The sequence below is a fragment of the Marinobacterium jannaschii DSM 6295 genome, from assembly GCF_000620085.1.
Classification (GTDB): Bacteria; Pseudomonadota; Gammaproteobacteria; order Pseudomonadales; family Balneatricaceae; genus Pontibacterium; species Pontibacterium jannaschii.
Genome location: NZ_KK211071.1, coordinates 1 through 4,329 on the forward strand (window position 1 = coordinate 1; position 4,329 = coordinate 4,329).

Sequence of the window (4,329 nt, forward strand, 5' to 3'; positions counted from 1 at the left end):
CGCCGTGGCCGTATCCGCGACCGCGACCGGATTATCATTACGCCCTTCCAGGGTAATGGTCAGGCTTGCACTATCGGTTGCGCCTTCTTTATCACTTACCTGATAACTAAATGTCTCCGTCAGCGTCTGGTCGCTGTTGCGCAGCGCCTGCACGGCGGCATTACTCTCATCGATGACGTAGCTGTAGGAGCCATCGCTGTTGAGGGTCAGGCTACCATACTGACCAGCGAGGGACTGACCCACGGTACCATTGGAAGAGCCAAACTCAACGGCTGCAACCGTTCTGTCGACAGCATCACCATCGATATCCGTCGTATTCGTCAGCACATTACCTGTAGCGCTTGAGCCAACAGTAGCATTGGCTATGCCACCTGCTTCAACGGCACTACCGCTAGTATCCGATGCGACTGGCGCATCGTTGCTGCCATTGATAACAATTTCCAGATCCTGGGTAGCAGTACCGCCATTACCATCATCAGCGGTCAGGGTGTAGGTCAGCACCAGCTGCTCACCCTCACGCAGGAAATTGAATGCTTCACTGCCGGAGTCGAAGCCCCAGTTAAGGCTGGTACTGGTATTGCTGCTGTCGATCGCAGGATCTGGTGTCAGGCTAAGCATCGCCTGTAACTGGGCGTTGCCAGGCACAGAGGCATGGCTGGTAATCGTTTCACCGGCACTATTCTTCTGAACAGCCACAACCGTATGGGTAACTGTTACCTCATCCTGGGTATCAACATCGGTCAGGGTGATGCTACCGCTATCGGTCAGGCCTGCATCGGTTTCGGTCAGTCCGGATTCGGTAACAAAGTCTGCGTTCGGGTTACCACCGTCCGCAACCAGTTCGATCGACTGCACGGTATCGATCGCCATATTACGCAGGAAGGTCCAATTACCATCCACAGCGCGAGAAGAGTTCAGCCAGTTCTGATCAGCCAGTACCGTTACCCGACCGTTACTCAGTGCCTGATCCGCCATTACGATACGGTTGCTATCATCGACGATAACCGCTTTGGAAATCGTGGCATCGATCTCTAACTGGGCATAGGCAGCGGTAACAAACTTGCTAACCCCCGACATCAGAGAACTGTTATTGAGGTTCAGGGTATCCCCGTCATTGTCAGACGAGGTATCAAAGTAGCTTCCCCCCAATACCGTAATACTGCCCCCCAACGCGGTTATCGCATCGGAGATATGGCCATTCTGGATCGGCTTATAGCCGTTGTGTTCGCCAACAAAGAAGATGCGGCCACCCTTGTCGAGGAAAGCGCTCAGGGCCGCAATCTCTGCGTCAGCCAGGGCATTATCCGGCTGCATAACAAACAGCAGGTCAACATCCAGATCATAGCTATCCAGCGAGTTAGCGTAGTCATAGACGGCCGTCGACATACCCGGCTCAGAATCATAGAAATCCTGCGCATTTTCCCAAGTATCGCTATTTACAGTAGATGGCACATAGAAGCCAACCGTTACGGTCTGCCCCTCAGACAGGCTCAGCGGCGTATCCGAGGGGCCTTCTGTGATCTCAAAGGTCGAAGCAGAGCCATCGGTTGATTCATTGCCGGAATTACCCGAGCCACCAGACCCGCTCTCCGAAGAAGCAAATGCTGGCGCGTCATTGCGACCTTCAATGGTGATCGTCAGGGTCGTTTCCGCTGTCAGGCCATCGGTATCGGTCACCGTATAAGTGAATACTTCCGTTAACGTATCGCCGTTCCGCAATGCCTGGACAGCCGCATTGGTTTCATTAACCGCATAGCTGTAGAAACCATCGCTGTTGAGGGCCAGGCTGCCGTAGCTGGCAGTCAGGGACTGGCCGACAGTGCCATTGGTAGAACCGAAGACAACAGCCGTGACCGTCTTGGTTTCACCCGTACCATCCACATTACTGTCATTATCCAGCACATTGCCGCTGGCAGTGCTGCCCGCGGTACCGTTGGCAATACCGCTGGCCTCCACGGCGGTACCAGTGTCCGCCACAGCCACCGGATTGTCATTGCGCCCTTCGATGGTGATGGTCAGAGTCGTCTGATCTGTCAGCCCGGCAGCATCAATTAGTGTGTAGCTGAAAGATTCGGTGAGTGTCTGAGTGGAATTACGTAACGCCTGTACCGCGGCATTACTGTCATCGATCACATAGCTGTAGGAGCCATCGCTGTTCAGCGTCAGCGCACCATAGCTGGCGGTCAGGGACTGGCCAACCGTGCCAGCAGTGGTTCCGAAAGAGACGGCAGAGACAGTTTTAGTATCCCCTGCATCCACATCGGTATCGTTGCTGAATACATTGCCGCTGGCGTTAGAACCAACAGTGCCGTTAGCCACGCCACCCGCTTCCACCGCAGTGGCGCTGTCAGCAACCGCCTGTGGCGCTTCGTTAACATTGACCACATTGATGGTCAAAGCCTGAGTATCACTGCCATATTCATCAGTGGCGGTAATTTCGACGGCATAGCTGTTATCAGAGCCAGCCGACGCCGGACCCTCGAAATCAGGGGCGTTCTTAAAGGACAGCGCTCCAGTGCTGGTATCAATGCTGAATTTAGCCTGATCAGCACCACCGGTGATGCTGTAACTCACCGTACCCACTGCATCGGCCGCAACGGTGGTTACAGCCGTGCTGTTTTCGTTATGGTTGATGCTGGCAGTTGTCTCGCCACCATCAGAGTTGATCAGTGGAACTTCATTGACCAGCATGCCGGGGTCGACAATAACACCGTTTACAACGCCATCCTTATCATAGGTACCACCGTCCGTCAGGCTGAAGGTCAGCTTGGTCTTGGCACCTAGTTCATCTCTAGAGCCGGTAATATCCACCCAGCGGCCGGTATCGGGATTTTTCTTATAAAACTTATTCAGGTCTTTCGATGCATCGGCAAAGACTTCGACCTCAACGGTGGCGCCCGGCGTTACATTCTCAATGTTTAACGCGAACTGACCCAATGGCATCTTCACGCTACGCGGCAACCTGGAAGGTTTTTCACTGGCCTCAGCACCCGTGATCTTCAGCCCGTCAGCAACAGCGAAGGTAACCCAACGACTATCTTCCGATCCAGATCCTGTCGCCACCAGTGAGGCGACATTGACCTGTTTGTAATCGTCGATGCCATCGCCATTACCGTCTCCGGTACCGGTGCCTGACTTATTGGTGACGCCCTGCTCAGCAGTATTCAGCAGGCCATCTCCATCGATGTCCTCATCCTCGACATCAGGCGTCTGGTCTCCATCGATATCGGACAGCACATTCACTGTCAGGGTCTGAAGATCAGAGCCTCCACGGCCGTCGGAAACGGTGACTTCCACCTGGTATTCATTATCTCCACCATCAACATAGGCCGGTGCGCTGTCGAAGGTCAGTGCACCAGTGTTGCTGTCGATGCTGAAATCGGCCTGATCTGTACCGCCGGTAATGCTGTAGCTAAGGGTATCGCTATCGATATCAGTAGCTTGGACGGTGGTGACCAGGGCAACATTCTCTGCCAGGTTAACGGTAGCCGTCGCCCCACCACCACCGCTGCTGATCTCAGGCGCAGTGTTGAAGGATACTGTGAAGGTTTTGGCGGTGGCGTTTGCAGCAACGCTGTTGCCAGCCAGATCCGCCACCTGGTTAGTGTTCAGCGCCACGGTATAACTACCGGCGTGCTGGTTTTCATTCCAGCCACCGCTTGGAGCCGCGATGGTATAGGTCGCCGTCTTGCTTCCTGCATCGTAGCTGACGCTACTTACCGTGAGGTTGCCGACACTACCCGGCCCCGATACCGTGATATTGCCCACTGCGATCGTTGTGGCATCAATCCCGCTTCCGACATCGGCAAAGGTAATGGCAACCTGGAAGCTCTCACTATTTTCCGGATTGGCCAGTGTCTCCCGTACCACAGTCTCCAGTGTCGGCAGAGCGCTATCGTAGTTGACCGTAGCCGTCGCCTGGGTGGCGTTGTTGCCCGCCTGATCGGCTACATCTGCGGTAATACTAATCGATCCCTGAGACAGGCCCTGCACTTCGCTGCTGCTCAGGGTCACGCTCCAGCTACCGCTGCTGGCGGTCCCTGTTTTGCTGACGCCGCCGACATCGACGCTGATAGTCTGGCCATCTTCGGCATTGGTGCTGCCACCCACCGTCAGGCTGCTGTCATCTTCGCTGGCGTTGATGCGGTCATCGGTGGCAACGGTGTTGATGCTTAGGGTCGGCGCAGTCTTGTCGTAGCTGATCGACTTAGTGGCCTGGGTCGCGTTGTTACCGGCTTGGTCAGCGACATCAGCGGTAATGCTGACAGAGCCTTCGGTCAGGCCCTGTACTTCGCTGCTGCTGAGCGTCACGCTCCAGCTGCCCCCGCT

General features: G+C 55.2%; 1 protein-coding gene. It reads right to left on the reverse strand.

Annotation, left to right across the window (positions count from 1 at the left end; translation table 11 throughout):
* The coding region (locus Q354_RS28505; protein ID WP_027859801.1) for a beta strand repeat-containing protein at positions 1–4,329 on the reverse strand (4,329 nt) is incomplete at both ends.